Below are 20,833 nucleotides of genomic sequence, written 5' to 3'. Positions count from 1 at the left end.
TTCTACAAGACCCTACTTTCTATTGTGTGACGTTATTTCTGAAGAAGATAAACCAAACGACTAACAAGATTACCACCACGATCGGAATAATCCATTTCATGGCTTGTCCAGCACCTTTGTTATCAGGTTCGTTTACTGTTGGTGCTGGTTTTGGATTATCTTGATGCGCTTCGTAATCCGTTTCTACATCAGCTGTAGTATGTTTGTTTTGCTCTTCTATATTTCCTGATTGATTTTCCATAATTCCGAGATTTAAATTTAGTAGTAGTTCTCAGCAACCTTTGCTGTCATCATTTAAACAACTAAAGAAGATAAAAGGTTTTTAGCCAAATAGCTATCTTTGCAACATCAATGTTTAGCCAAGCCGCAAAATACAGTCAAATGATTAAGCAAGAAGCCCTGCGGTTGGGTTTCATGAGCTGTGGCATTGCTAAAGCAGATTTTTTGGAAGACGAAGCTCCTCGTTTAGAAAGTTGGCTAAAAAACAATCATCACGGCGAAATGGGCTATATGGAGAACTATTTCGATAAACGCCTAGATCCAAGGTTGTTGGTTGAAGGTTCAAAATCAATAGTTTCGCTAACTCTGAATTATTACACCGAAGAAAAACAAGTTGATTTAGATGCGCCGAAAATATCTAAGTATGCTTACGGAACAGATTATCATTCGGTAATTAAGGAAAAAATGCAAAGTCTGATGGCTTTCATTAGAGAAAATATTGGCGAAGTTGATGGTAGATGTTTTGTAGACTCAGCTCCAGTAATGGATAAAGCTTGGGCGCAAAAAGCTGGCTTGGGCTGGCGAGGAAAAAACTCAAATTTGATCAGTAAGCAAGCGGGCTCTTTCTTTTTTTTAGCAGAGCTGATTATCGATTTAGATTTGGAGTACGATAACCCATTTCCTACAGATCATTGTGGCTCATGTACGCGTTGTATTGACGCCTGCCCTACCGATGCCATTGTAGCGCCTTACACCGTTGATGGCAGCAGATGTATTTCGTATCTTACGATAGAGCTAAAAAACGAAATACCAACAGAATTTAAAGGCAAAATGGACGATTGGATGTTTGGCTGCGATGTTTGTCAGGATGTTTGTCCATGGAATAGGTTTGCCACCCAACACCAAGAAGAAAACTTCTCTCCAAAGGAAAATTTACTTGGTTTAACCAAAAGTGAGCTAGTAGATATGACAGATGAAGTTTTTAAAAAAGTGTTTAAGAACTCGCCAGTAAAGCGTACAAAATTTAATGGTTTGAAACGTAACATCGATTTTTTGCAGCAGCCATGAAACAGTTTTCTATATTCTTCTTATTACTATTGCTTAATCTTGTTTCTTACGGACAAGAACTGAAACTTAAAAAACGTAGCAACAATGCTTTAACTGGAAGCGAGTTCGCTAAATTCATCAGCGATACCACTTTATCTCTTGTAGATAGAGAAGAATTGATATTTAAAGAGGTTAGGAAAGGCAATATTCCAATTTTTTTACAAAGGTTAAGCTCGATAAGAATAGAGAAGGTAATTGATGGAACTGATTATAAGTTAACCTTATTTGTACTACCAGATTATTTAGCTATTGGTGATGATGAAGATTACTTTTACGTGCCGACTACTCCTATGCTGGCGCAACGAATAGCAAACGCTACTAGAACTATGCTGCCAACTAAACTGATGGTTGATGAGATTTATAAACAAGCAAAAATCAAATTCGAGCCCCAACCCATTCCCCCAACCAAAGCCATGACAACTGTGCCGGTTTTTATTGTGCATAACAATATCGTTTTACAACAACTGAAAGATTTTAAGGTACAGCATCTTCAATCTTATTTAACTGCCGGTAACAAGAAAGACATCATTATTTCTAATAAAATTTACGGACAGCCAACAGCTAGAGTAGTCATTTACGGTTGGCACAAATTAGATGGCAAAGCGATACAGCCAGTTTACAATAAACACACCAACACTTGGGCAGATTATAGCCATGGCGTACGCTTAGTAAGCGAAACTGCAATTTTAAATGGCAAAAAAGTTAAATTAGCGAATCTATTAAAACATCCATTATTGCATCAACTAGTTAGCGACGAAGGGGTGATTTTGAATTCGAAATATCCAATTAACTAAAACTGTTTAAATTTCTTTTGCAAAAAATGCGGTTGCAAAGTTGAGCTTCGCAAAATTCGGGACGAAATAGTCTTCGACAAACTCAGACTGACAAGTAAAAAGCTTGATTGAAATTTAAGAAATTTTCAATTATAGCCGTATAAATAAAAAGGTCCCGATAAAATCAGGACCTTAATTCGTTAGTATTCGTCTTCGTTAAAGAAGAAATCATCCTTTGTAGGATAATCTGGCCAAATTTCTTCGATAGTTTCATAAGGCTCACCATCATCTTCCAATGCTTGAAGATTTTCAATTACTTCTACAGGCGCTCCAGAACGGATAGCGTAGTCTATTAATTCATCTTTAGTTGCAGGCCATGGGGCGTCTTCCAAATGCGATGCTAATTCTAAGGTCCAATACATATCTTTAAACAATTATTAATTCGTCAATTATTCTATTTTCGCAAAGCAGATAAAAAAAAACGAGCTATGCAAATATTTTTTTCAACTATTCACACGAGGTATCCAAATATTCTCCTCAGTGTTGGTGTCATTTCCTAATTTTCGCCCTAAAATGAACAAATAATCACTTAATCTATTCAAGTAAACAGTAATTTTAGTGTCAACAAAACTGCTTTCAGCTAAAGCCACAGTTAGTCGCTCTGCTCGTCTACATACACATCTGGCTAAATGGCAATAAGAAACAATGGTATTTCCTCCAGGTAAGATAAAATGTCTCAGTTCTGGTAAAACTTCATTCATTTTATCTATTTCTGTTTCCAATAAGGTAATATCTTCTTCCAACAAATCTGGGATTTTCATTTTAGACTTTTCAGGATCAGCAGCTAAAGACGAGCCAATCGTAAACAACCTATCTTGAATTTCTTTTAGGATTGCTTTGTGATGCGGGTCAATTTCTTGGCAGCCAATTAAGCCGATGTAAGAGTTCAACTCATCTACAGTGCCGTAAGTTTCGATACGGATATGATGCTTGGCAACCCGTGTACCTCCAATTAAGGAAGTAAGTCCTTTATCTCCAGTTTTGGTGTAAATCTTCATACCCCTAGCCCCTAAAGGGGATTTTTTTATGATGGATGCCCAAGTCCCCTTTAGGGGATTTAGGGGTTAATTTATATTCTCAAAATCGTTGCCACTTTCGCGGATAGCCTGCAGACGAGGCGAAACAGATTTGACATCTTCGTTATCGTAGTCCTTTTCTATCAAACCGTCACGCATACGCACAATACGGTGTGCATGTTGCGCAATATCTTCCTCGTGGGTTACTAAAATAATGGTGTTTCCTTTACTGTGTATTTCCTCCAATAGCCCCATAATTTCTATGGAAGTCTTAGTGTCTAAGTTCCCGGTAGGTTCATCGGCCAATATAATAGATGGATTATTGATTAATGCCCTAGCTACAGCCACACGTTGACGCTGACCACCAGATAATTCGTTTGGTTTATGATGTACCCTATTGCCCAAACCTACATTTTCTAAGGCTTGTTGTGCTCTTGTATCGCGTTCTTTTTTACCAGCACCTGCATAAATTAAAGGTAAGGCCACATTATCTAAAGAAGTAGATCTTGGTAAAAGATTAAATGTTTGGAATACGAAGCCAATTTCCTTATTACGAACTTCGGCCAACTCATTATCCGTCATGTGGCTTACGTTAATGCCATTGAGGATATAATCTCCTTTGGTAGGTGTATCTAAGCAGCCTAAAATATTCATTAAGGTAGATTTCCCAGAACCCGATGGCCCCATTAAAGCCACAAATTCGCCTTCGTTAATGGTTAAACTTACTGATTTTAACGCATGGATAACCTCTGTGCCTATCACGTATCTACGGCCAATATCTTTAATGGTGATGAGTTCTTTTTGCATCGCTATTTTTCTTTTTTAGACGTTAGTTTTTGGCCTAATGTTACAAACTAATTTAAGATTGTACCTATTGTTGTCTGGTTAACTGCTTAATTGCTTTTACAGTTTGAGAAAACTACAGGCTGGCTAATTGTAAACTGATAACTACTTCTCAATAATCTTAGGTACCAAGAAGAAACTTTCATTGTGCAAAGCCGAGTTTTTTAATCCATCAGCAACGCTAATTTCGTTTTTAGCTAAATCTTCACGCCACACATTGGCCTCTTCATTCATATAAACTAAGGGCTTTACTCCTTCTGTATCTAGCTCATTAAGTTTCTCCATAAAGGTTAAAATCTTGTTCATTTCCTGTGTCAAATGATCAACTTCGTTATTCTTTATTTCAATTCTAGCTAAATCAGCTACTTTATAAACTGTGTTTTTGTCAATTACCATCTCTAAATTTTAGGATTTACGATTTTAGATATAAACTTTCAGTTAACCAATTAAACAATTCATAAAGCTAACCATCGCTACAACTTACTGTTAATCCGTTTGTAAACCTCGTTCTTTAATACTTCATCATTTTCAACGGCTAAGATACTGGTTAAAATTGGTTCATGCACATAAACATCTATAATACCAGGCCTAGTGCCGTACTTTGCACCATCGTCCCACATCACCTTCCATAAATTTACAATACTAACTGGCACAATAGGGATATTTTTTTCGATAGCCAACCTAAACGGACCAGCTTTAAAATCTTGCAGCACTGGTGGGTATGCATCATCTATCTTTCCCTCTGGAAAAATAATTAAACTCATTCCATTTTCCAGATTTTCAGCTGCTTTTTTAAATGCCCTAAACGACGAAATTTTGCTTTCACGAGATACGGCAATATCAATAGTTTTAAAGAAAATACCCAAAATTGGGTTCTTGGTCAATTCTTCCTTACCCATAAAATGATACCTACCCTTAGCTAAAATGCAGAAAATAATGATATCAAAATTGGAAGTGTGATTAGCACAAAAAATATAAGTTTGGTTCTTATCCAGTCTTTTTTCGAATTTAAAATTGAAAAAAATACCCGAAAGCGCCGATGCTAAGAATGAATGTGCGGTTCTGAATTTATTTAAGATGCCATAATAGCGAGGATGCTTTGTAAACCAATAATAAAATGGTAAAAAAAGCACAAAAAACAACAATAAACAGAAGAGGCACCAAGCCCAATGCAATTTGCGGAGCAATTTAATCATCGAAATCAAAAATACAATTTTAGCGGAAAGCACAAATATTTTTTGAAAACGAAATTGTTGTACTCCTTAGCAGCATACAGTCCTGCTATCCGCTTTATCCCGAAAAAATCGGGATGCTCGCTCCTATCAGGTTTATTTCACGCTAAACAGTGCAAAGCACATCCAGTTCTCACCTTACATTTGTCAAGCAGGAATAATTTAAAATTCCAACTTTCAACATTCTTCACAGTTTTCAGTTTTTTACTTAATTTCGGCCATTATGAACCCGACGTTCTCAAAATTGTATTTTGAGAGCCAAAGGCTCCATCTGACAGATGATAAAAAATAAAAATACACAGATGAAAGAAACAGTTGTTAGCGGAATTAGATCCACAGGAAAATTACATTTAGGTAATTATTATGGTGCGGTAAAAAACTTCATCAAAATGCAAGAAGAGTATAACTGCTATTTCTTCATTGCAGATTGGCACTCGCTAACAACGCATCCAACACCAGAAAACCTACACGGCAATATCAAAAACGTATTGGTAGATTATTTAGCTTGTGGTTTAAATCCAGAAGAAAGCACCATTTACGTACAATCTGATGTTCCAGAAATTGCCGAATTGTATTTGTATTTGAATATGAATGCTTATTTAGGTGAGTTGGAAAGAGCTACTTCATTTAAAGATAAAGTTCGTGCTAGTCCTGATAACGTAAATGCTGGTTTGTTAACCTATCCAGTGCTAATGAGTGCTGATATCTTGATACACAAAGCTACTAAAGTGCCTGTTGGTAAAGACCAAGAGCAGCATTTAGAGATGGCTCGTACTTTCGGTAACCGTTTTAACCGTTTGTACAATCAAGAGTATTTTCCAGAACCTTACGCTTTTAGCTATACCGAAAAGTTAGTGAAAGTACCAGGTTTAGATGGTAAAGGAAAAATGGGCAAATCGGAAGGAGATGCCAATTGTGTTTACCTTTCTGATACACCTGAAGCTATCCGTAAAAAAGTATCTAGAGCGGTAACAGATAGCGGACCTACCGAAGAAAACCAAGCAAAGCCAGAAGCCATTCAAAATTTGTTCGATTTAATGAAAATTGTTTCTCCGGCAGATACCGTAAATCATTTCGACGATTTGTACAATAAAATGGCAATACGTTATGGCGATTTCAAGAAGCAATTGGCAGAAGATATGATTATTGCAACAGATCCAGTAAGAGAAAGGATCAACGATATTGCAAACGATAGCGCTTACTTACAAAAAGTTGCCCGCTTAGGCGCCGAGAAAGCTAGAGAAAGCGCTCAGAAGACAATTAAAGAAGTGCGTGAATTAATAGGTTTTAAAAGTTTTTAATTTTGTAGTATTGTGTACTGCGATTTGTGTAATTAGATAAAACGCCAATCGCAATACGCAATACTCCATACTCAATACAAATATGCATATAGCAGTAGTAGGCAACATAGGTGCTGGAAAAACAACATTAACTGGCTTATTGGCCAAAAATTACGGATGGGAAGCACTCTACGAAGCTGTAGATAACAACCCCTATTTAGAAGATTTTTATAGCGACATGAAGCGTTGGAGCTTTAACCTACAGATTTACTTTTTAAACAGCCGTTTCCAGCAAATTGTTGATATTGAGAACAAACAACGCAACGTTATCCAAGACCGCACAATTTACGAAGATGCGCACATTTTTGCTGATAACTTGCATGAAATGGGCTTAATGACCAGTCGCGATCACGATAACTACCGAGCTATTTTCGATAATATCACTTCATTCATTAAACCACCAGATTTACTGATCTACTTGAGAGCTTCGGTACCAACTTTGGTCAACAATATTCAACGCCGAGGTAGAGAGTACGAAGCGAGTATCCGTATCGATTATTTATCTAAATTAAACGAGAAATACGAAACTTGGATTAAAAATTACAAATTGGGCAAACTATTAATCTTAGATAAAGATAAATTAGATTTTACTAATAATCCGGAAGATTTAGGAGCGGTAATCCAATCTATTGAAGCGGAAATTAACGGTTTGTTTTAAATAAAAAGCATGAGTAAAGATTTCTTTCATGAAGATCCAGAGAATTGGAAATGGGGATTTCTTTACTTCAATAAAAAAGATCATAGGATACTTGTGCCCAAACGAAATCCAATAATGGGTTGGACATTTAATTTTGCGCATCCCGCGGGCTATATCTTTTTAATCATCATTTTGTTATTGATTGTTTTACAAACAGTCTATTCATAATTGCTTCATTTGTATTATTGCTACAAGTCAAAACATCTTCAAAAACTAACGAAATAATTTATTTATATTAAAGCCATAAATACGTTGCTATGAAGAAAATTATTCTACCTGCTTTATTCATCATCTGTTTACTATATGCTTGCAATTCTTCTACAAAAACCAACTCTAACAGTACTGAAGGATTAGAGAAAACGACAACATTTGCGTTTTCTGATACCATTAAACTTGATACTTTCAAGGTGGCTTTGGTAGGAAAAGATACTAAAGACATGCAGTTGTTGTTTACCATTAAATCTTTTGAAGGCAAGGAAATTTACAAACAGGAAATTAAGGCTAGTGAACTGCTTAAAAATTATCTGGCAACTGCCGAAATGAAAAAGGAAAGTGAAAAAATTAAATTCCTAAAAGAAGAAATCGCTTATTTTTTTGAAGAACATCATTTTCTAGAACCTGCAGTTACTTCGGACGAGCAACCAGACAAGAATGTGCCAGATAAGGCGTTTTATGAAGAATTAAAACAGAGCAGCTTAAACGGTTTCGATTATCGCTTAGGTAAAGATCATAACGTTTACATTGCTTGGTCGCCAAAAGAGCAAAAGGTGAAGGTTTATTATAAATGCTGTTAGGCGGTTGGTTATTTGGTTGACTGTTTAAATTGGTTAATTGGTTAATCGTCTCGCAGATTTTGGGGATTTTTACGCTGATTACCACAGATAACTTAAGTCAACCCTAACTAAAATCTGCGGTTCAATCTGCAAAATCTGCGGGTAAAGTTTATCGTTATTAACGCTCGTTTTACTTAAAATTCCTTTGAATAACCAACGTTGTTGCCTACCTTTGCGGCAATGAAAATCTGTAGAAAATTAGTCGCAGGGTTATTGTTGGTTGGTATTTTAGCCAACTGCTTTAACTATTGGATTATTTCTACCTCCTACCATTTCAACAAATCTTACATTTCATCAGTTTTGTGTACCAACAAAGACAAGCCAGAGCGTCATTGCGAAGGTAAATGTTTCTTAGACATCAAATTGAAAGAGCTTGAGCAAAAGAACAAACACGAGCAAGAGCACATGAAACGTGTAATTGAAACGGTAGCTCCGTTAAGAGCCTCATTGGTTTTCAAAACCTTCGAAACTGAGGTAGAAACTACAATCCCAAACTACTTACAGCAAAAACCTGTAGGTAAAACCAGCGTGATTTTTCACCCTCCCAAACAAGCCTAGTTAATTTCTTGGTGGCTTAATAACATTGTCTCAAATTATTGGGATGACTGTGTTATACCCTAAATTTTCATATTTCGTCATTGCGAGGAACGAAGCAATCTTACTATGTGTGAGTTTAGTGTATCGTTTTAGGATTGCTTCGTTCCTCGCAATGACGGATCCAGTCACCCTATTTATTCAATTATCCATAGTATGCACTATCGGTGTCATATTGAGCTTCCCGAAGTTTCGGGACAAGTAGTCGAAATGTAATCTTAGAAGAGGCTTCGACGGGCTCAGCCTGACAACCTGTGTGCTATACATTGTTCCCAACTATTTAAAAAAATGAAAAAGATTTTAACTATCATCACTATAACATCTATCCTATTTTATGCTTGTAAAAAAGATAACCCTACGCCAGAGTTCGACGAACAAAACTTAGCTTCACTATCTGTAGAGTTCGATAATATTGTTGGCGGAAGAACATTTGCTTTAAATAACACAGCCGTACCTTACACTAATGCCAAGGGTGAGAAATTCACCATCAGTATGGTGCAGTATTTTATCAGCAATATTCAAGTAACTACCACAGCAGGCAAACAATACACCGTTCCGCAAGACAGTTCCTACTTCCTCATTAAAGGAGCTGATAAAGCTACTCGGTTTGCTAAAGTAAAAGTGCCAGAAGGCGATTATAGTAAGCTAACCTTTGTTTTAGGAGTGGATAGCCTGCGCAGTACCATGCCTGTAGACAAAAGAACTGGCGTACTAGACCCAGCAATGGGTGGCGGTCATGGTGGAGGCGGTATGTACTGGGGCTGGAATTCTGGTTACATTTTCTTCAAATTCGAAGGAAATTCGGAAGTAATTAGCGATGACCAACAAGGCGACCCAACGGGTAAAAAGCAGTTTAGGTATCACATCGGTGGGTTTGGCGGCTACAGTGCTCCAACCATCAACAACATCAAAACTATTACTGTCGATTTAAACAACGCAGGCATTGCAAAAGTTAGAAAAGATAGGCAAAGTAATATCCATTTATTTGTTGATTTGATGAAGTTTTTTGACGGCACTAATAGCTTCAGTATCAAAGATAGGCCTACGGTAATGTTTAGTGAATATTCAACTAACATCGCTAAGAATTTCAAAGATTTATTTACTCACGACCATACAGAAAATTAATCATGCAAACACGATATATCAAATATCTTTTGGTGATTGTGATTTTTGTATACGCTTGTAAAAAAAGTGAGGATATACACGAAAAAGTAGAAACATTCTTGGGCTTTCAAAAGCCCAAGAATTTCCCTGAAACAGTTTACAACTTTGCAAATAATCCAGTTACGAAAGAAGGTTTCGAGCTAGGAAGGATGTTGTTTTATGAACCTAGATTGTCGAGAGATAACACCATTAGTTGCGGGTCTTGTCACATCCAATCTTCGGCGTTTACCCAACATGGGCACGATGTAAGTCACGGAATTGACGACCGACTAGGTACACGCAACTCTCCTCCTATTATGAATTTAGCCTGGAACAAAGCTTTTATGTGGGGTGGTGGCATTTACGATTTGGATTTATTTCCTATCTCTCCTATTACGGCACACGAAGAAATGGATGAAAGCCTAGAAAATGTGCTGAATAAATTGAAAGCAATGGACAAATACAAAAACAAGTTCAAAGCTGCTTTTAGTACAGAAGAAATTAGCACTGCAAACTTCTTAAAAGCACTATCGCAATTTATGCTAATGTGTGTAAGTAGTAATTCTAAGTATGATAAAGTGATGCGTAAAGAGGATAATGCCAGCTTTACAACAACCGAATTGGAAGGTTACGAACTCTTTAAACAAAAATGTGCCAGCTGCCATACCGAGCCTCTTTTTACTGATAACGGCTTTAGAAACAACGGCCTTGCTCCCAGTCCAATCAACGATTTAGGTCTGTACACTGCTACATTGTTAACTGCAGATAAATACAAGTTTAAAGTCCCATCGTTGCGTAACCTCAAATACACTGCGCCTTTTATGCATGATGGTAGGTTTTTAACGCTGGATGCTGTTTTTACCCATTACATTCACGAAGTACAGGCAACAGAAAACCTCGACCCTTTATTGAACAAGAACGGTGTAAGAGGAATTGCAATTAATAATGAGGAGAAAACAAAGTTGATGGCTTTTCTAAACACACTTAACGACGAAGATTTCATTAATAACAAACTTTTAGCAGAACAATAATGAATTATAGAAATACAATCATACTTGCAATTTTACTCAGTCCTTTAAGTTTGCTAGCTTGTGATATTTGCGGTTGCGGCGTGGGCAGTTACTACATTGGTATTTTGCCAGAGTACAATAAACGTTTCATTGGTTTGCGATACCAGCACAAACAACTGCAAACACATTTAGGTGCGCAAGGCAATGTTACCCCCCTAACCACCGACGAAACCTACCAAAGCACAGAACTTTGGGGCGGTTGGAATTTAAGTAAGAAGTTTAGGGTATTAGCTTTTGTACCTTACAATTTTAACCAGCGAAGTTCGCAGGCAAGTTCTGGTGCCAAAGATGGTTTAGGCGATATTGCTTTAATGGGTTACTACAACCTCTTTACCAAAAGCACAAGCTTTAATAGCAAGCTGTTGGCGCACTCACTTTGGCTGGGTGCAGGTATAAAAGCACCTACAGGAAAATATGAACCAAGTGAGCGATTAGCGGTAACAGAAACACCAAATAACTTTCAGTTAGGCACAGCTAGTACAGATTTTACCCTTAACGCTGCTTACGATGTCAGATTGAATGATTTGGGTGTGAACCTGAATATTAATTACAAAATCAATACTGCTAACAAATACGAGTACCGTTACGGAAACAAACTGACTACCAATGCGCTGATGTATTATAAATTCAGGTTGTTCCACCAATTAACGTTTGCGCCAAATGCAGGTATTTTGTACGAAACCGCCAATAAAGACATCGAAAATAGCAAGTACGAAGTTGATGTTTCTGGCGGTCATTCGGCTTCTTTAGTTACTGGCTTCGAATTGGCAATGAGCAAGTTTTCTTTAGGTGCCAACTATCAAACAATTGTATCACAGGAACTGGCAAATAAACGAGCAAAAGCAGGAAATCGCTTGATGCTTCATATTTCTGTTCCATTTTAATTATCAAGACAATGAAAAAGAATATTTTAAACAAAGAAACTACATCGCAAGGTCGCAGCATTGCTCCTTTTCGCGTCATTGCGAGGAAGAATGACAGCCTGCCCCGACCTTTCGGGGAAGCAATCTATCTTTACAAGTCAGTTCTTCCCTTTTTTACGCTGTTTATTGCAATCATTTTCGCCGCTTGCCAACAAGAAAATAACGAGCAAGCCATCAAGAAAACTATTGATGATTTGCATAACGAAGCGATGGTCATCAACGAAAAAGCCATCAAAACTACGTTCAAATTAGATAGTTTGTTGAAATACAAGCGTGAACATAAAGACCATGATACAATTGAATTAACGCAATCTATCCATCAACTCAACTTAGCAGATGAAAAAATGATGGATTGGATGCACGATTTTCAACTTGATTTTAAAGGTTCTAAAACGGAAGCACTGAAATACTTTCAGAACCAACTGGACAGTGTAAAGCAAGTACAAAGTCAGTTAGAGAAAGCCATTGAGCAAGCAAAACCTTTTTATAAATAATTAGCCAAAAATGCACAGATAGTTTTGAAATAGCTTAAAGATTGCTTCCCCGAAAGGTCGGGGCAGCAATCTTACAACGTTTAAAGTTAAAGAGATTGCATCTATGGCATAAAACCCAGTCAACAACATGAAAACAACTTTAATAATCTGTATTTTTGCCCTAAGTTTTGGAGCATTATACACAAGTAAGGATACAGAGGCAAACAGCTTGGTTATGCTTACCGACAGCGTTAAGATAGACCCTGTTTGCAAAATGAAAGTAAAAACATCTAGTAACCTTAAAAGCACTTACCAAAAGCAAGAATATTTGTTTTGCGGTAAAGGATGTAAATTGAAATTTGATAAAAATCCAGAACAGTATTTAAAAAAATAGAAATGAAGAAGATTTTAGGATATGCAGCCGTTGCTTGCTTAATTACACTCGGTGCAGCTTGTACACAAGAAAAGAAACTCCCTTTTTACGGAGATAGAGAAGCAAAAATCACTAAAGACGCTAATGGAAACGAAAAAATCGATACTATTTACAAGACCATTCCAGATTTTAAGTTTTTAAACCAAGATAGTGTAGAGGTTACGCAAGATGCCTTTAACGGGAAAATTTATGTTGCCGATTTCTTTTTCACGTCTTGCAGCACTATTTGCCCCACCATGCACCGTCACATGAAAACGATTTTTGATAAGTATAAAGACAATAAAGACGTAATGTTCTTATCGCATACCATAGATTTTAAATACGATAAACCTTCTGTATTGAAAAAATATGCTCAAAAATTAGACGTAGACGTGCCGCAGTGGCAGTTTTTATATGGCAGCAAAGAAGAGGTTTACAAATTAGCAGAAAAAGATTATTTGGTTGCTGTACAAGAAGATAACGAAGCTACAGATGGTTATGTGCACCAAGGTTGGTTGGTTTTAATAGACAAGCATAAGCGCATTAGAGGCGCTTATGACGGCACAAAACCGGAAGAGGTAGAAAAGCTAAAAGCGGATATGGATATTTTGTTAGCTGAAAAAGACTAACAGATATGGTTTAAGTGTCGGCTACTACACTAACACCAAACATTGCTCACGTTGGCGTCCTCGCCAACGTGTAATTACGTTCGCTTCCAAGAGGATGAGTGATAAAAATCGATTTAAAGTTATGACAAAACAAAAATTCTTTGTTTACAGCCTATTTTTCGGAGCTATTGCAATGGCTATCAACGCCTGCCAGAGCGCCAGCGAGATAGAGATGTCAAAATACATGTCGAATGGTAAAGATATTTACCAAGCTAGATGCCAAAATTGCCACGGACAAAATGGTGAAGGTTTAGGTGAGTTAGCTCCCCCATTAACTGATACGGTTTTCCTTAAGACCAACAAGCAAAAGTTAGCTTGTTATATTAAAAATGGTGTTAACGAGCCAATGGAAATTCATGGTAAAACCTATCATGAGAAAATGCCTGCGCTAAGCAATATGCACGATATAGACATTGCTCAGGTGATTGTATATATTACCAATTCGTTTGGAAACCAGCAAGGTATGTACACTTACAAGCAGGTGGCAAATGATTTGAAAAACTGTGGTCAGTAGGCAGTTTACAGTAATCGGTTTTCATCAAGCCTCCCTATTTGTTGTCATTGAGGAGCAAAACTTACGAAGTTTAACTTAATTTGATATTTTATCTTTAATAAAGTTGAGGGCTTGGCCGTTTAAAAACTTCGTAAGTTTGATATTTTGTATCGATCTAATATTCGAAAAGCAATTGATAATTTCAATTTACGGCAAGTCGGGCTATCCGCTCAAAGTCCTCTTTTCGCTGCGCTACACTGCGGGCTTTCCGCTGCTATCCCGTTTAGAGAACTTAAAGCACTGCACTAAACAACGTTGTATTTAGCAAAAGCCTATGTAATATAAACCCGGTAGTAGCGATATACTTTTGGTGTACCGCATTAACGCGAAACTTCGTAAGTTTTACAAACTTACGAAGTTTGTTTTTGTAGCAACATACACAAAAGATTAAGCGGATAACGGGACTACCTCTAAAAAGGGCGAAGAATGTGCTTTTCTAAAATCAAATAGAAATAAAAGCGTTACCTTTGTGCTAATGCAAACTGTTCTATCGCCCCGATCTCGCATCGGGGAGGAAAGTCCGGGCAACGCAGAGCATCTCGCTTCCTAACGGGAAGGGGTTTGGGATTGAAGACCTGAACCACGGAAAGTGCCACAGAAAATATACCACCCAGCGCAAGTTGGGAAAGGGTGAAAACGTGAGGTAAGAGCTCACGAACTTTGTTAGTGATAGCAAGGTTGGTAAACCCCGGGAGTTGAAAGACCAAATAGGCTAACGTACGTAGGGCTGCTCGTCCGATGTTAGTGGGTAGGTCGTTAGAGGTAAGCGGCAACGCTTGCAGTAGATTAATGATAGAAACCTAACCTTGTGTTGGGAACAGAACCCGGCTTATAGGTTTGCATTTTTAAAGATTTTAGCCTCGCCTTTTGGTGGGGCTTTCTTGTTTTGCGTATTTCTACTTGAGATATTGGGTATTTAACTTAAATCTATTTCAGTAATTGGCTGTTATAAAATCAATTAAGTTAAATAGAAGTGTTATAAAGCTGTTATGGTTTCAAATAGCAGCTCATTATTGTTAAATCAAAATTTTATAAGATGAAAAAGTTAGCATTATTATTGTTCGCAATGGGCTTGTTTGTAGCTTCATGCGGCACAAGCAGAAGTACAGATTCTACAACAACAGACTCGGTAGGTACCGATACAGTGGCTATAGATACCACCAGAATGGAACGCTAGTAGTAAAGATTAAGCTGTTTAGAAACCAATTTTCTGAACAGCTTATTTATACAAAAACCCAGCTGAGGGGCCGGGCTTAGTTAGAGAGGTTATTTAACTAATTTTTTGTACTTATAAAGTATAATTTTTCTTTGTAGGTGTAGAATCAACAATTGTAATTAAATGCTTTTGTTACAAATATATGGGAAAGTCACCAAATGGTGACCATATTAAGTAATTTATTTTTGTAACATTGCAATCTTTAAGCCAATTGATGGAACAAAAATCGCCCAGTTCTAAGGAACAGAGTAAAGAGAAAAGCAAAAAGAAATTACTGGCTGCTGTAGGTAAAATCCTTAAAACAAAGGGTTTTTCTGCATTGAAAGTAAATGATATTGCTGCTGTAGCAGGACTAGACAAAAAGCTGATTTACAAATACTTTGGCGGAACCGACCAATTGTTAGACACTTACCTATCTACTAAAGATTTCTGGAGTAACGTTAAAGGAGATCGAATACCGAAAGATATTAAGGACGGTGGACAAGAATTTTCAAAGGAATTGGTTTCTGCACAATTCGATTACATGTTTCGAAGCAAAGAATACCAGAAAATTATATTGTGGAGGCTGAGCGAACAACGCAAATCGTTACAAAGATTAACTACTACCCAAGAAGAAGTTGGAGAAGTAATTTTGCAGCATATTACTGATCCGCATTTTGGAGATAACGCAGACTTGTATAGAGCCGTTATGGCGATACTGGTTTCTGGAGTTTATTATTTAAATTTAACTACCGATGTAAACGGGAGTATATTTTGTGGCCTAGACTTGAATGAGAAAAGTGGAAGAGCAAAAATTGAAGAAGCGTTACACTTTTTGATTGATCAAACTTATGCCATTTCAAAAGATTAGTGGTTTTGCATTAACTATTTAAATTTAGTTGGCAGTAACCGGAATGGTAAAACTGAAAGTAGATCCTTTCCCCAGTTCGCTATCTACCCACATTTTACCGCCGTGGTCTGTCACAATTTTTGATGCAATATAAAGGCCCATGCCTAATCCAGAATGAGAGTGAACCACATCTTCGGCACGGTAAAATTTATCGAAAACGGAGCGTTTAGTTTCTTCGCTCAATCCCATACCTTGGTCGGTAACCTTAATAATCACGTTTTCATTTTCGAGTGTACTTTCTAGCAATACCAACGTTTGTTTATTAGAGTATTTGGCAGCATTTCCCAATAAGTTTGAAATTACTTGTTCTAACCTTAGTGGGTCTATTTGCACCATCACATCATCAGCTAGTAATACTTGTAATTGGTGCTCTGGCAGAATGTGTTTCATCATTAAAGCCACATCGTTAATAAAACCATTTAACTGAACCTGTTTCATTTCGTAGGCCATTCTGCCGTTTTCCATATGGGAAATATCTAGCATTTGCTGTACCAAATTAGACAACTTTGCAGTTTGAAAATCTATCTTCTCTATCAAATCTTTAATACGGTCGCTACAATCGTTTTTAGACATTCCAACCAATTGAGTGTATGCCTTAATAACAGTAAGCGGTGTCTTTAATTCGTGGCTTGCCATAGCGATAAACTCATTTTTTTTCTCGTCTATCAACTTTGAGCGTTTAATTTCTTCTTCCTTTTCTTCGCTAATTCTATTTAATTTTAAATTCTTCCTTTTTAATGTTTCATAAGCATTTATAGAGGTGGCATGTTCGGCGTTGGCAATTAGCTCGTCAATTTTAATTTTATCTAAACGAATAGAACGTGGTATACCCATTACCATGCTAATTTTTTTGGTGCTATCTTGCTCCTCTAATTTAAATTCTGGTACCAAGCGTTGCGCATAATGATAGCCCTCATCGTCGGCGGTAAGCATAATGCCTACTGGAAAATTAAGTTCGGCTTTAATGAAATATCGATCTTCCTTTTTGTGCAGACCAATGAACATAACGCCAGAATCGGTATGTTCAATAATGGAACGAGAAATTTCTGATACTGCAGTTGCAAAAGTAGTTTGTGTAGAAATAGTCAGTCCAATTTCCTGTGCTAAATTGAGGCTGCGCTTATAGGCCAACACCAGGTCCATCTCATTTTCGAGCGCAATTTCTAGGATTTTTATCATTTTATTTTGATAACAATAACTGACATATCATCTGTTCTTCTGCCCTGATCTTTATACAATGCCGCTGCTAATATACTAGGATCGTGGTTAAGTACCTGCGGATATTTTGTCAAATCCCATCTGGTTTTTATCCCGTCTGAACAAATAATAGCTGTATTGTAATCTAAACTCGTATAATACTGATCGTTAAGTGTATTTGGAATATTATGTCCAACAATGCCATTATAAGACATGTGGTTTTTATGTAGATGAGGGCCGTGAAGACGTAGCATGATATTACCAATTCCACAACAGATCCATTTCTTTTCCTTATGTTCGTAGTTAAGTATGTGTGCCACTGCTCCACGGGTTTTCTTAATAGCCGGATGCAATATTCTCAAGGTATCTGAAGGTCGCTGAATTGGTTCGGAAATTAGAGTCTTAACGGCAGCATTTACCGCTTCATTAGCTGCAGGACCATGCCCTAAACCATCGGCAAGCAAAACTTGGAACCCTTTTGGTGTAACACGGCACATATAACCATCGCCACTTGTTGTTTCTCCGGGTTTAGCCAATACCAGAGGTCTAACAATAAATGGATCTTTCCTTATACCAGATGGTTTGTTAATATAAATTCGGCTAAGTAAAATAGTACCCCATCCTACTTGGCTATAAATATCAAAAGTATCTGAAAGACGTTTAATGCTGCCCAAACCGTGCCCTAAAGTTGTGCCAGTGGTAACACCATCTTGCATCATTTTACTGGTGTTTGCCATGCCGGGCCCATTATCTAAGCTAATTAATTCGATATAAGTATCCTTACCTTTTCCAAATACGCCTACTAAAATCTCGCCGTCTTTAGCATATTTAGAAAGATTGGAGGTAATTTCCGACACAATAATTTCTAATTCATTAAGTCGGTTTCTTGGTATGCCAGCTTCTTCAGCCATTTTTTGGATTTCCTTTTTGAGCAGAGCGAAGTAACTCCTATCATTAGCAGCAAAACTTATATGCGTACGATCAATTATCTTGTCCATTTTAATAGCATCACGATGGTACCTTCGCCCATTTTGCTTTTTATATCAAATTCATCAACCAAGCGCTTAGATCCTGGCAAACCTAATCCTAAACTTTTACCTGTGCTATAACCATCACGCATTGCCAAAGATATGTCGGCAATACCAGGTCCTTGATCTGTAAAAGTAATTCTAATGCCGTTGTCTCGTCCACGAGAAACCACTTCTATTAGTCCTATACCGCCATCGGCATAGCGCAACATATTACGCACTATTTCACTAGAAGCAGTAATTAAACGAGTTTGGTTAAGCAGCCCCATTTTAATTTTAACGGCAACTTCCTTTAATCTGTTACGAAACAGCACTACATCCTGCTCCCGCTGTATCGATACAGAGTCCTTACTCAGCGACAGAATCATCTTCCTCGCTTTCGTCGGCTTCTTCGTCGCCAATCATGGTTTTTAGCAATGCCATGCCTTTTTCTACATCTAGCGCCGTATGAACACCCTTTAGCGGTAAGCCCAATTCTATTAGTGTAATTGCCACGGCAGGTTGCATCCCTACAACAACGGTTTCTGCATCTAATATTTTCGACATACTTGCTATGTTGCCTACAATGCGTCCCATAAACGAATCGACAATAGACACTGCAGATATATCAATGAGTACACCCTTAGCCTGTGTTTTATTTACCATTTGTACCAGATCAGCTTCCAAGGTTAACGCTAATCTATCATATAAGTCAACTTGGATGGTCACTAACAAAAAACTGCCCATCCTTAGAATAGGTATTCTATCCATTTGGTATTTAGATTTTTGTTAGAACGTTAGCTTTTTTTACCTCTAGTTTTAAACTTTTAAAAGCATAAGCCAGTGCCGATGCTAAAGAAGCTTTGGTTATGATATTAGATAGATCGATACCCAAATGAACTACGGTTTGTGCAATTTCTGGTCTAATACCGCTAATGATACATTCCGCTCCCATCAATCTGGTTGCGCTAACTGTTTTAATTAGGTGCTGTGCTACTAATGAATCTACAGCTGGTACACCCGAAATATCTAGTATTGCAATACCCGAACCTGTTTCTACAATTTCTTGCAGTAAGCTTTCCATTACTACCTGCGTACGCGAGCTATCTAAAGTACCAATAATAGGAAGGGCTAAAATACCATCCCACACACGGATAACGGGTGTAGATATTTCGGCAATTTCGTCTGTTTGGCGCAAAATCACCTCTTCCCTGCCTTTAATAAAGGTTTCGAAAGTAATTACGCTCAAGTGATCCATTATACGACCAATTTTACGGCTTTCCTCAAAAAGTACTTCAGGTTGCGATTTGATTTCTTCGCTTAACACCTGAAGTATCGCTTCTCGTAAAGCGAATACAAAATTACCAGTCTCACGCGGAGAAAAACCTTGGCGGGCACGAGTGATAGATATGCCACCCAAAATCTCAATTACAGGATCCCAACTTTCGGCATGTAGATCTATAGAATTAGTCTCTGATAGATTGTCTACCAAGACATCGATTAATTCTTCAGATTGTATTCTTAAATCTTCATTACTGATAAGGTCTTCTCTAAGCCCATCATCAGATAATTGATGGCTCATCCAATATTCTAAGATGTTTTTCTTCTTTTTTTGAAGTACTTTTTGTGAGGTTGCTGACATATTTGCCTGTTTATATTGTGATGGTAATTTTTGTAAATATAGCTAAAGGTTTTAATAATTTGCTTCATGTGAAATGCTACACATAGCCAATCAATAGACAACAAAAAATGCTATTGAGACCTTTAAAATCTACATATCTACAAATAATTTTGACGAATTGATTAATTCTCAGCAATATAATTTACTTCGAAGCCACGGTAACTTAACATTTCTGCAGTATGACTAACAGATAGGTTAAGATTGAAACGTGAAATTAGATTTTTTGCTTCGGTAACAGCTCTGTGAAGGTCTACAATGCCTCTAACTTCAATTCCGTTAGCTAAAACTTTAAATTTTCTGGGTTCAAATTGTTCTATAAAAGTTTGTAAATCGGAGTGCGCTTGCTTTGATGTTTCTCTCATGGTTTTTAATTAAAATCATACGTATAAACACCAACTAGCTATTTATGTTTCAATGACCTTACAACATAAAGTAGTGCAACAAACGAAACAGCTGATTTTTAAGCCATTAAACGTCCAACTTTTTTAGCCATCTCATCAATATTAAAAGGTTTTGGGATGAAATCGTCAGCTCTGCAAAACCGTTCAACATCGCAAAATGTGGCATTTGCCGACATCATTAGTACCGGAACTTTATTAAAACTTTCACTTGATTTTACCTTATGGCAAAGATGTATGCCATTACCGTCTGGTAACATTACATCCATTACCATTGCATCTATATGACTAGGTTGGCTACGTAACGCCATATTAAATTGCGACGCATTTTCAAAGAGTGACACCTCATAACCTTCATCCTCCAATAATATGGCTATTATTTCCCTAATCCCTGGATCATCTTCAACTACCCAAACTTTTTTCATTTTCTAGACTTTATATGCATCAACATTTTTTGATAGCGAATTGTTTATGGTGCAAAACATTTAT

At 37.2% G+C, this 20,833-nt stretch carries 29 protein-coding genes and 1 other RNA gene; 17 read left to right on the top strand and 13 right to left on the bottom strand.

Features of this window, described 5'->3' with window-relative positions:
- Positions 1–19: 19 nt before the first annotated feature.
- Entirely contained in the window at positions 20–241 is a 222-nt protein-coding gene (locus REI64_RS11580) for a hypothetical protein (RefSeq protein WP_308850280.1), read from the bottom strand.
- 110 nt (positions 242–351) lie between these two features.
- On the opposite strand from REI64_RS11580, the gene queG reads away from it, so the two are divergent.
- Together queG and REI64_RS11570 are read left to right on the top strand one after the other, a co-directional pair.
- Positions 352–1,287, top strand: coding sequence for a tRNA epoxyqueuosine(34) reductase QueG (gene queG / locus REI64_RS11575; RefSeq protein ID WP_308850279.1), 936 nt, complete (start codon positions 352–354; stop codon positions 1,285–1,287).
- Positions 1,284–2,120, top strand: coding sequence for a hypothetical protein (locus REI64_RS11570; RefSeq protein WP_308850278.1), 837 nt, complete (start codon positions 1,284–1,286; stop codon positions 2,118–2,120). The genes queG and REI64_RS11570 overlap by 4 nt, the downstream gene beginning before the upstream one ends.
- Positions 2,121–2,299: 179 nt before the next feature.
- Here REI64_RS11570 and REI64_RS11565 read toward each other — a convergent pair whose 3' ends face one another.
- The 5 genes from REI64_RS11565 to REI64_RS11545 form a co-directional block, all read right to left on the bottom strand.
- The gene (locus REI64_RS11565) at positions 2,300–2,521 is read right to left on the bottom strand and encodes a DUF2795 domain-containing protein (RefSeq protein ID WP_097129232.1); all 222 of its coding nucleotides are present in this window, start codon (positions 2,519–2,521) and stop codon (positions 2,300–2,302) included.
- Positions 2,522–2,602: 81 nt separating this feature from the next.
- On the bottom strand, positions 2,603–3,157 hold the full coding sequence (locus tag REI64_RS11560; RefSeq protein ID WP_308850277.1) for a cob(I)yrinic acid a,c-diamide adenosyltransferase: 555 nt from the start codon (positions 3,155–3,157) through the stop codon (positions 2,603–2,605).
- A 66-nt stretch (positions 3,158–3,223) separates the two neighbouring features.
- Positions 3,224–3,982 carry an ABC transporter ATP-binding protein gene (locus REI64_RS11555; RefSeq protein ID WP_308850276.1) on the bottom strand — a complete coding sequence of 253 codons (759 nt, stop codon included), beginning with the start codon at positions 3,980–3,982 and terminating at the stop codon, positions 3,224–3,226.
- 141 nt (positions 3,983–4,123) lie between these two features.
- On the bottom strand, positions 4,124–4,414 hold the full coding sequence (gene gatC / locus REI64_RS11550) for an Asp-tRNA(Asn)/Glu-tRNA(Gln) amidotransferase subunit GatC (RefSeq protein WP_308850275.1): 291 nt from the start codon (positions 4,412–4,414) through the stop codon (positions 4,124–4,126).
- A gap of 77 nt (positions 4,415–4,491) precedes the next feature.
- Positions 4,492–5,214, bottom strand: coding sequence for a lysophospholipid acyltransferase family protein (locus tag REI64_RS11545; RefSeq protein WP_308850294.1), 723 nt, complete (start codon positions 5,212–5,214; stop codon positions 4,492–4,494).
- 338 nt (positions 5,215–5,552) lie between these two features.
- Here REI64_RS11545 and trpS point away from each other — a divergent pair, with 338 nt between their 5' ends.
- From trpS to REI64_RS11470, 15 genes are all read left to right on the top strand, one after another.
- Positions 5,553–6,551: a tryptophan--tRNA ligase gene (gene trpS / locus REI64_RS11540; RefSeq protein ID WP_308850274.1), complete on the top strand. Its 999-nt coding sequence runs from the start codon at positions 5,553–5,555 to the stop codon at positions 6,549–6,551.
- Positions 6,552–6,633: 82 nt separating this feature from the next.
- Positions 6,634–7,248 (top strand): deoxynucleoside kinase, encoded by a 615-nt coding sequence (locus REI64_RS11535; RefSeq protein WP_308850273.1) that lies wholly within the window; start codon positions 6,634–6,636, stop codon positions 7,246–7,248.
- A gap of 9 nt (positions 7,249–7,257) precedes the next feature.
- The gene (locus tag REI64_RS11530; protein ID WP_308850272.1) at positions 7,258–7,455 is read left to right on the top strand and encodes a DUF5808 domain-containing protein; all 198 of its coding nucleotides are present in this window, start codon (positions 7,258–7,260) and stop codon (positions 7,453–7,455) included.
- 89 nt (positions 7,456–7,544) lie between these two features.
- Complete coding sequence (locus tag REI64_RS11525; RefSeq protein WP_308850271.1) at positions 7,545–8,081, top strand: hypothetical protein; 537 nt, start codon at positions 7,545–7,547, stop codon at positions 8,079–8,081.
- Positions 8,082–8,300: 219 nt separating this feature from the next.
- Complete coding sequence (locus tag REI64_RS11520; protein WP_308850270.1) at positions 8,301–8,678, top strand: hypothetical protein; 378 nt, start codon at positions 8,301–8,303, stop codon at positions 8,676–8,678.
- A 324-nt stretch (positions 8,679–9,002) separates the two neighbouring features.
- Positions 9,003–9,839: an MbnP family protein gene (locus tag REI64_RS11515; RefSeq protein WP_308850269.1), complete on the top strand. Its 837-nt coding sequence runs from the start codon at positions 9,003–9,005 to the stop codon at positions 9,837–9,839.
- Between the two features lie 2 nt (positions 9,840–9,841).
- Positions 9,842–10,888, top strand: a complete 1,047-nt coding sequence (locus tag REI64_RS11510; RefSeq protein WP_308850268.1) for a cytochrome c peroxidase — start codon at positions 9,842–9,844, stop codon at positions 10,886–10,888.
- Entirely contained in the window at positions 10,888–11,811 is a 924-nt protein-coding gene (locus REI64_RS11505; protein ID WP_308850267.1) for a transporter, read from the top strand. Before REI64_RS11510 ends, REI64_RS11505 begins: the two co-directional genes overlap by 1 nt.
- Positions 11,812–11,822: 11 nt before the next feature.
- On the top strand, positions 11,823–12,344 hold the full coding sequence (locus REI64_RS11500) for a hypothetical protein (RefSeq protein WP_308850266.1): 522 nt from the start codon (positions 11,823–11,825) through the stop codon (positions 12,342–12,344).
- Positions 12,345–12,471: 127 nt separating this feature from the next.
- Positions 12,472–12,717 carry a YHS domain-containing protein gene (locus tag REI64_RS11495; RefSeq protein ID WP_308850265.1) on the top strand — a complete coding sequence of 82 codons (246 nt, stop codon included), beginning with the start codon at positions 12,472–12,474 and terminating at the stop codon, positions 12,715–12,717.
- Positions 12,718–12,719: 2 nt separating this feature from the next.
- Positions 12,720–13,364, top strand: coding sequence for an SCO family protein (locus tag REI64_RS11490; protein ID WP_308850264.1), 645 nt, complete (start codon positions 12,720–12,722; stop codon positions 13,362–13,364).
- Positions 13,365–13,485: 121 nt separating this feature from the next.
- Positions 13,486–13,917: a cytochrome c gene (locus REI64_RS11485; protein WP_308850263.1), complete on the top strand. Its 432-nt coding sequence runs from the start codon at positions 13,486–13,488 to the stop codon at positions 13,915–13,917.
- A gap of 513 nt (positions 13,918–14,430) precedes the next feature.
- Positions 14,431–14,804, top strand: an RNA gene (gene rnpB, locus REI64_RS11480) — RNase P RNA component class A.
- A 188-nt stretch (positions 14,805–14,992) separates the two neighbouring features.
- Positions 14,993–15,133: a hypothetical protein gene (locus tag REI64_RS11475; RefSeq protein WP_308850262.1), complete on the top strand. Its 141-nt coding sequence runs from the start codon at positions 14,993–14,995 to the stop codon at positions 15,131–15,133.
- A gap of 253 nt (positions 15,134–15,386) precedes the next feature.
- Positions 15,387–16,022, top strand: a complete 636-nt coding sequence (locus tag REI64_RS11470; protein WP_308850261.1) for a TetR/AcrR family transcriptional regulator — start codon at positions 15,387–15,389, stop codon at positions 16,020–16,022.
- 24 nt (positions 16,023–16,046) lie between these two features.
- On the opposite strand, the gene REI64_RS11465 is transcribed toward REI64_RS11470, so the two are convergent.
- From REI64_RS11465 to REI64_RS11435, 7 genes are all read right to left on the bottom strand, one after another.
- A complete protein-coding gene (locus REI64_RS11465) occupies positions 16,047–17,240 on the bottom strand; it encodes a sensor histidine kinase (protein ID WP_308850260.1) in 1,194 nt (397 codons plus the stop codon).
- Positions 17,237–18,256: an anti-sigma regulatory factor gene (locus tag REI64_RS11460; protein ID WP_308850259.1), complete on the bottom strand. Its 1,020-nt coding sequence runs from the start codon at positions 18,254–18,256 to the stop codon at positions 17,237–17,239. Before REI64_RS11460 ends, REI64_RS11465 begins: the two co-directional genes overlap by 4 nt.
- On the bottom strand, positions 18,244–18,654 hold the full coding sequence (locus REI64_RS11455; RefSeq protein ID WP_308850258.1) for an anti-sigma regulatory factor: 411 nt from the start codon (positions 18,652–18,654) through the stop codon (positions 18,244–18,246). The genes REI64_RS11460 and REI64_RS11455 overlap by 13 nt, the downstream gene beginning before the upstream one ends.
- The gene (locus REI64_RS11450; RefSeq protein WP_308850257.1) at positions 18,635–19,036 is read right to left on the bottom strand and encodes an STAS domain-containing protein; all 402 of its coding nucleotides are present in this window, start codon (positions 19,034–19,036) and stop codon (positions 18,635–18,637) included. Before REI64_RS11450 ends, REI64_RS11455 begins: the two co-directional genes overlap by 20 nt.
- Before the next feature lie 7 nt (positions 19,037–19,043).
- The gene (locus REI64_RS11445) at positions 19,044–19,907 is read right to left on the bottom strand and encodes an STAS domain-containing protein (RefSeq protein ID WP_308850256.1); all 864 of its coding nucleotides are present in this window, start codon (positions 19,905–19,907) and stop codon (positions 19,044–19,046) included.
- Positions 19,908–20,068: 161 nt separating this feature from the next.
- Positions 20,069–20,308 (bottom strand): hypothetical protein, encoded by a 240-nt coding sequence (locus tag REI64_RS11440; protein WP_308850255.1) that lies wholly within the window; start codon positions 20,306–20,308, stop codon positions 20,069–20,071.
- Positions 20,309–20,406: 98 nt separating this feature from the next.
- Positions 20,407–20,769 (bottom strand): response regulator transcription factor, encoded by a 363-nt coding sequence (locus tag REI64_RS11435; RefSeq protein WP_308850254.1) that lies wholly within the window; start codon positions 20,767–20,769, stop codon positions 20,407–20,409.
- Positions 20,770–20,833: the final 64 nt, after the last annotated feature.

It is taken from the genome of Pedobacter sp. (genome assembly GCF_031119335.1).
In the GTDB taxonomy this organism is placed as follows: Bacteria; Bacteroidota; Bacteroidia; order Sphingobacteriales; family Sphingobacteriaceae; genus Pedobacter.
This window is presented reverse-complemented; position numbering and strand designations above follow the sequence as displayed.

What these genes read in the sequence shown, in the direction of transcription:
- REI64_RS11520 (WP_308850270.1), top strand. Translation starts at nt 8,301, where the DNA reads ATGAAAATCTGTAGAAAATTAGTCGCAGGGTTATTGTTGGTTGGTATT.
- REI64_RS11545 (WP_308850294.1), bottom strand. Translation starts at nt 5,214, where the DNA reads ATGATTAAATTGCTCCGCAAATTGCATTGGGCTTGGTGCCTCTTCTGT.
- REI64_RS11475 (WP_308850262.1), top strand. Translation starts at nt 14,993, where the DNA reads ATGAAAAAGTTAGCATTATTATTGTTCGCAATGGGCTTGTTTGTAGCT.
- REI64_RS11465 (WP_308850260.1), bottom strand. Translation starts at nt 17,240, where the DNA reads ATGATAAAAATCCTAGAAATTGCGCTCGAAAATGAGATGGACCTGGTG.
- REI64_RS11510 (WP_308850268.1), top strand. Translation starts at nt 9,842, where the DNA reads ATGCAAACACGATATATCAAATATCTTTTGGTGATTGTGATTTTTGTA.
- REI64_RS11535 (WP_308850273.1), top strand. Translation starts at nt 6,634, where the DNA reads ATGCATATAGCAGTAGTAGGCAACATAGGTGCTGGAAAAACAACATTA.
- REI64_RS11440 (WP_308850255.1), bottom strand. Translation starts at nt 20,308, where the DNA reads ATGAGAGAAACATCAAAGCAAGCGCACTCCGATTTACAAACTTTTATA.
- queG (WP_308850279.1), top strand. Translation starts at nt 352, where the DNA reads ATGTTTAGCCAAGCCGCAAAATACAGTCAAATGATTAAGCAAGAAGCC.
- REI64_RS11490 (WP_308850264.1), top strand. Translation starts at nt 12,720, where the DNA reads ATGAAGAAGATTTTAGGATATGCAGCCGTTGCTTGCTTAATTACACTC.
- REI64_RS11485 (WP_308850263.1), top strand. Translation starts at nt 13,486, where the DNA reads ATGACAAAACAAAAATTCTTTGTTTACAGCCTATTTTTCGGAGCTATT.
- REI64_RS11525 (WP_308850271.1), top strand. Translation starts at nt 7,545, where the DNA reads ATGAAGAAAATTATTCTACCTGCTTTATTCATCATCTGTTTACTATAT.
- REI64_RS11565 (WP_097129232.1), bottom strand. Translation starts at nt 2,521, where the DNA reads ATGTATTGGACCTTAGAATTAGCATCGCATTTGGAAGACGCCCCATGG.
- REI64_RS11455 (WP_308850258.1), bottom strand. Translation starts at nt 18,654, where the DNA reads ATGATTCTGTCGCTGAGTAAGGACTCTGTATCGATACAGCGGGAGCAG.
- REI64_RS11495 (WP_308850265.1), top strand. Translation starts at nt 12,472, where the DNA reads ATGAAAACAACTTTAATAATCTGTATTTTTGCCCTAAGTTTTGGAGCA.
- REI64_RS11505 (WP_308850267.1), top strand. Translation starts at nt 10,888, where the DNA reads ATGAATTATAGAAATACAATCATACTTGCAATTTTACTCAGTCCTTTA.
- REI64_RS11555 (WP_308850276.1), bottom strand. Translation starts at nt 3,982, where the DNA reads ATGCAAAAAGAACTCATCACCATTAAAGATATTGGCCGTAGATACGTG.
- trpS (WP_308850274.1), top strand. Translation starts at nt 5,553, where the DNA reads ATGAAAGAAACAGTTGTTAGCGGAATTAGATCCACAGGAAAATTACAT.
- REI64_RS11450 (WP_308850257.1), bottom strand. Translation starts at nt 19,036, where the DNA reads ATGGATAGAATACCTATTCTAAGGATGGGCAGTTTTTTGTTAGTGACC.
- REI64_RS11580 (WP_308850280.1), bottom strand. Translation starts at nt 241, where the DNA reads ATGGAAAATCAATCAGGAAATATAGAAGAGCAAAACAAACATACTACA.
- REI64_RS11500 (WP_308850266.1), top strand. Translation starts at nt 11,823, where the DNA reads ATGAAAAAGAATATTTTAAACAAAGAAACTACATCGCAAGGTCGCAGC.
- REI64_RS11470 (WP_308850261.1), top strand. Translation starts at nt 15,387, where the DNA reads ATGGAACAAAAATCGCCCAGTTCTAAGGAACAGAGTAAAGAGAAAAGC.
- REI64_RS11530 (WP_308850272.1), top strand. Translation starts at nt 7,258, where the DNA reads ATGAGTAAAGATTTCTTTCATGAAGATCCAGAGAATTGGAAATGGGGA.
- REI64_RS11570 (WP_308850278.1), top strand. Translation starts at nt 1,284, where the DNA reads ATGAAACAGTTTTCTATATTCTTCTTATTACTATTGCTTAATCTTGTT.
- REI64_RS11445 (WP_308850256.1), bottom strand. Translation starts at nt 19,907, where the DNA reads ATGTCAGCAACCTCACAAAAAGTACTTCAAAAAAAGAAGAAAAACATC.
- gatC (WP_308850275.1), bottom strand. Translation starts at nt 4,414, where the DNA reads ATGGTAATTGACAAAAACACAGTTTATAAAGTAGCTGATTTAGCTAGA.
- REI64_RS11515 (WP_308850269.1), top strand. Translation starts at nt 9,003, where the DNA reads ATGAAAAAGATTTTAACTATCATCACTATAACATCTATCCTATTTTAT.
- REI64_RS11460 (WP_308850259.1), bottom strand. Translation starts at nt 18,256, where the DNA reads ATGGACAAGATAATTGATCGTACGCATATAAGTTTTGCTGCTAATGAT.
- REI64_RS11435 (WP_308850254.1), bottom strand. Translation starts at nt 20,769, where the DNA reads ATGAAAAAAGTTTGGGTAGTTGAAGATGATCCAGGGATTAGGGAAATA.
- REI64_RS11560 (WP_308850277.1), bottom strand. Translation starts at nt 3,157, where the DNA reads ATGAAGATTTACACCAAAACTGGAGATAAAGGACTTACTTCCTTAATT.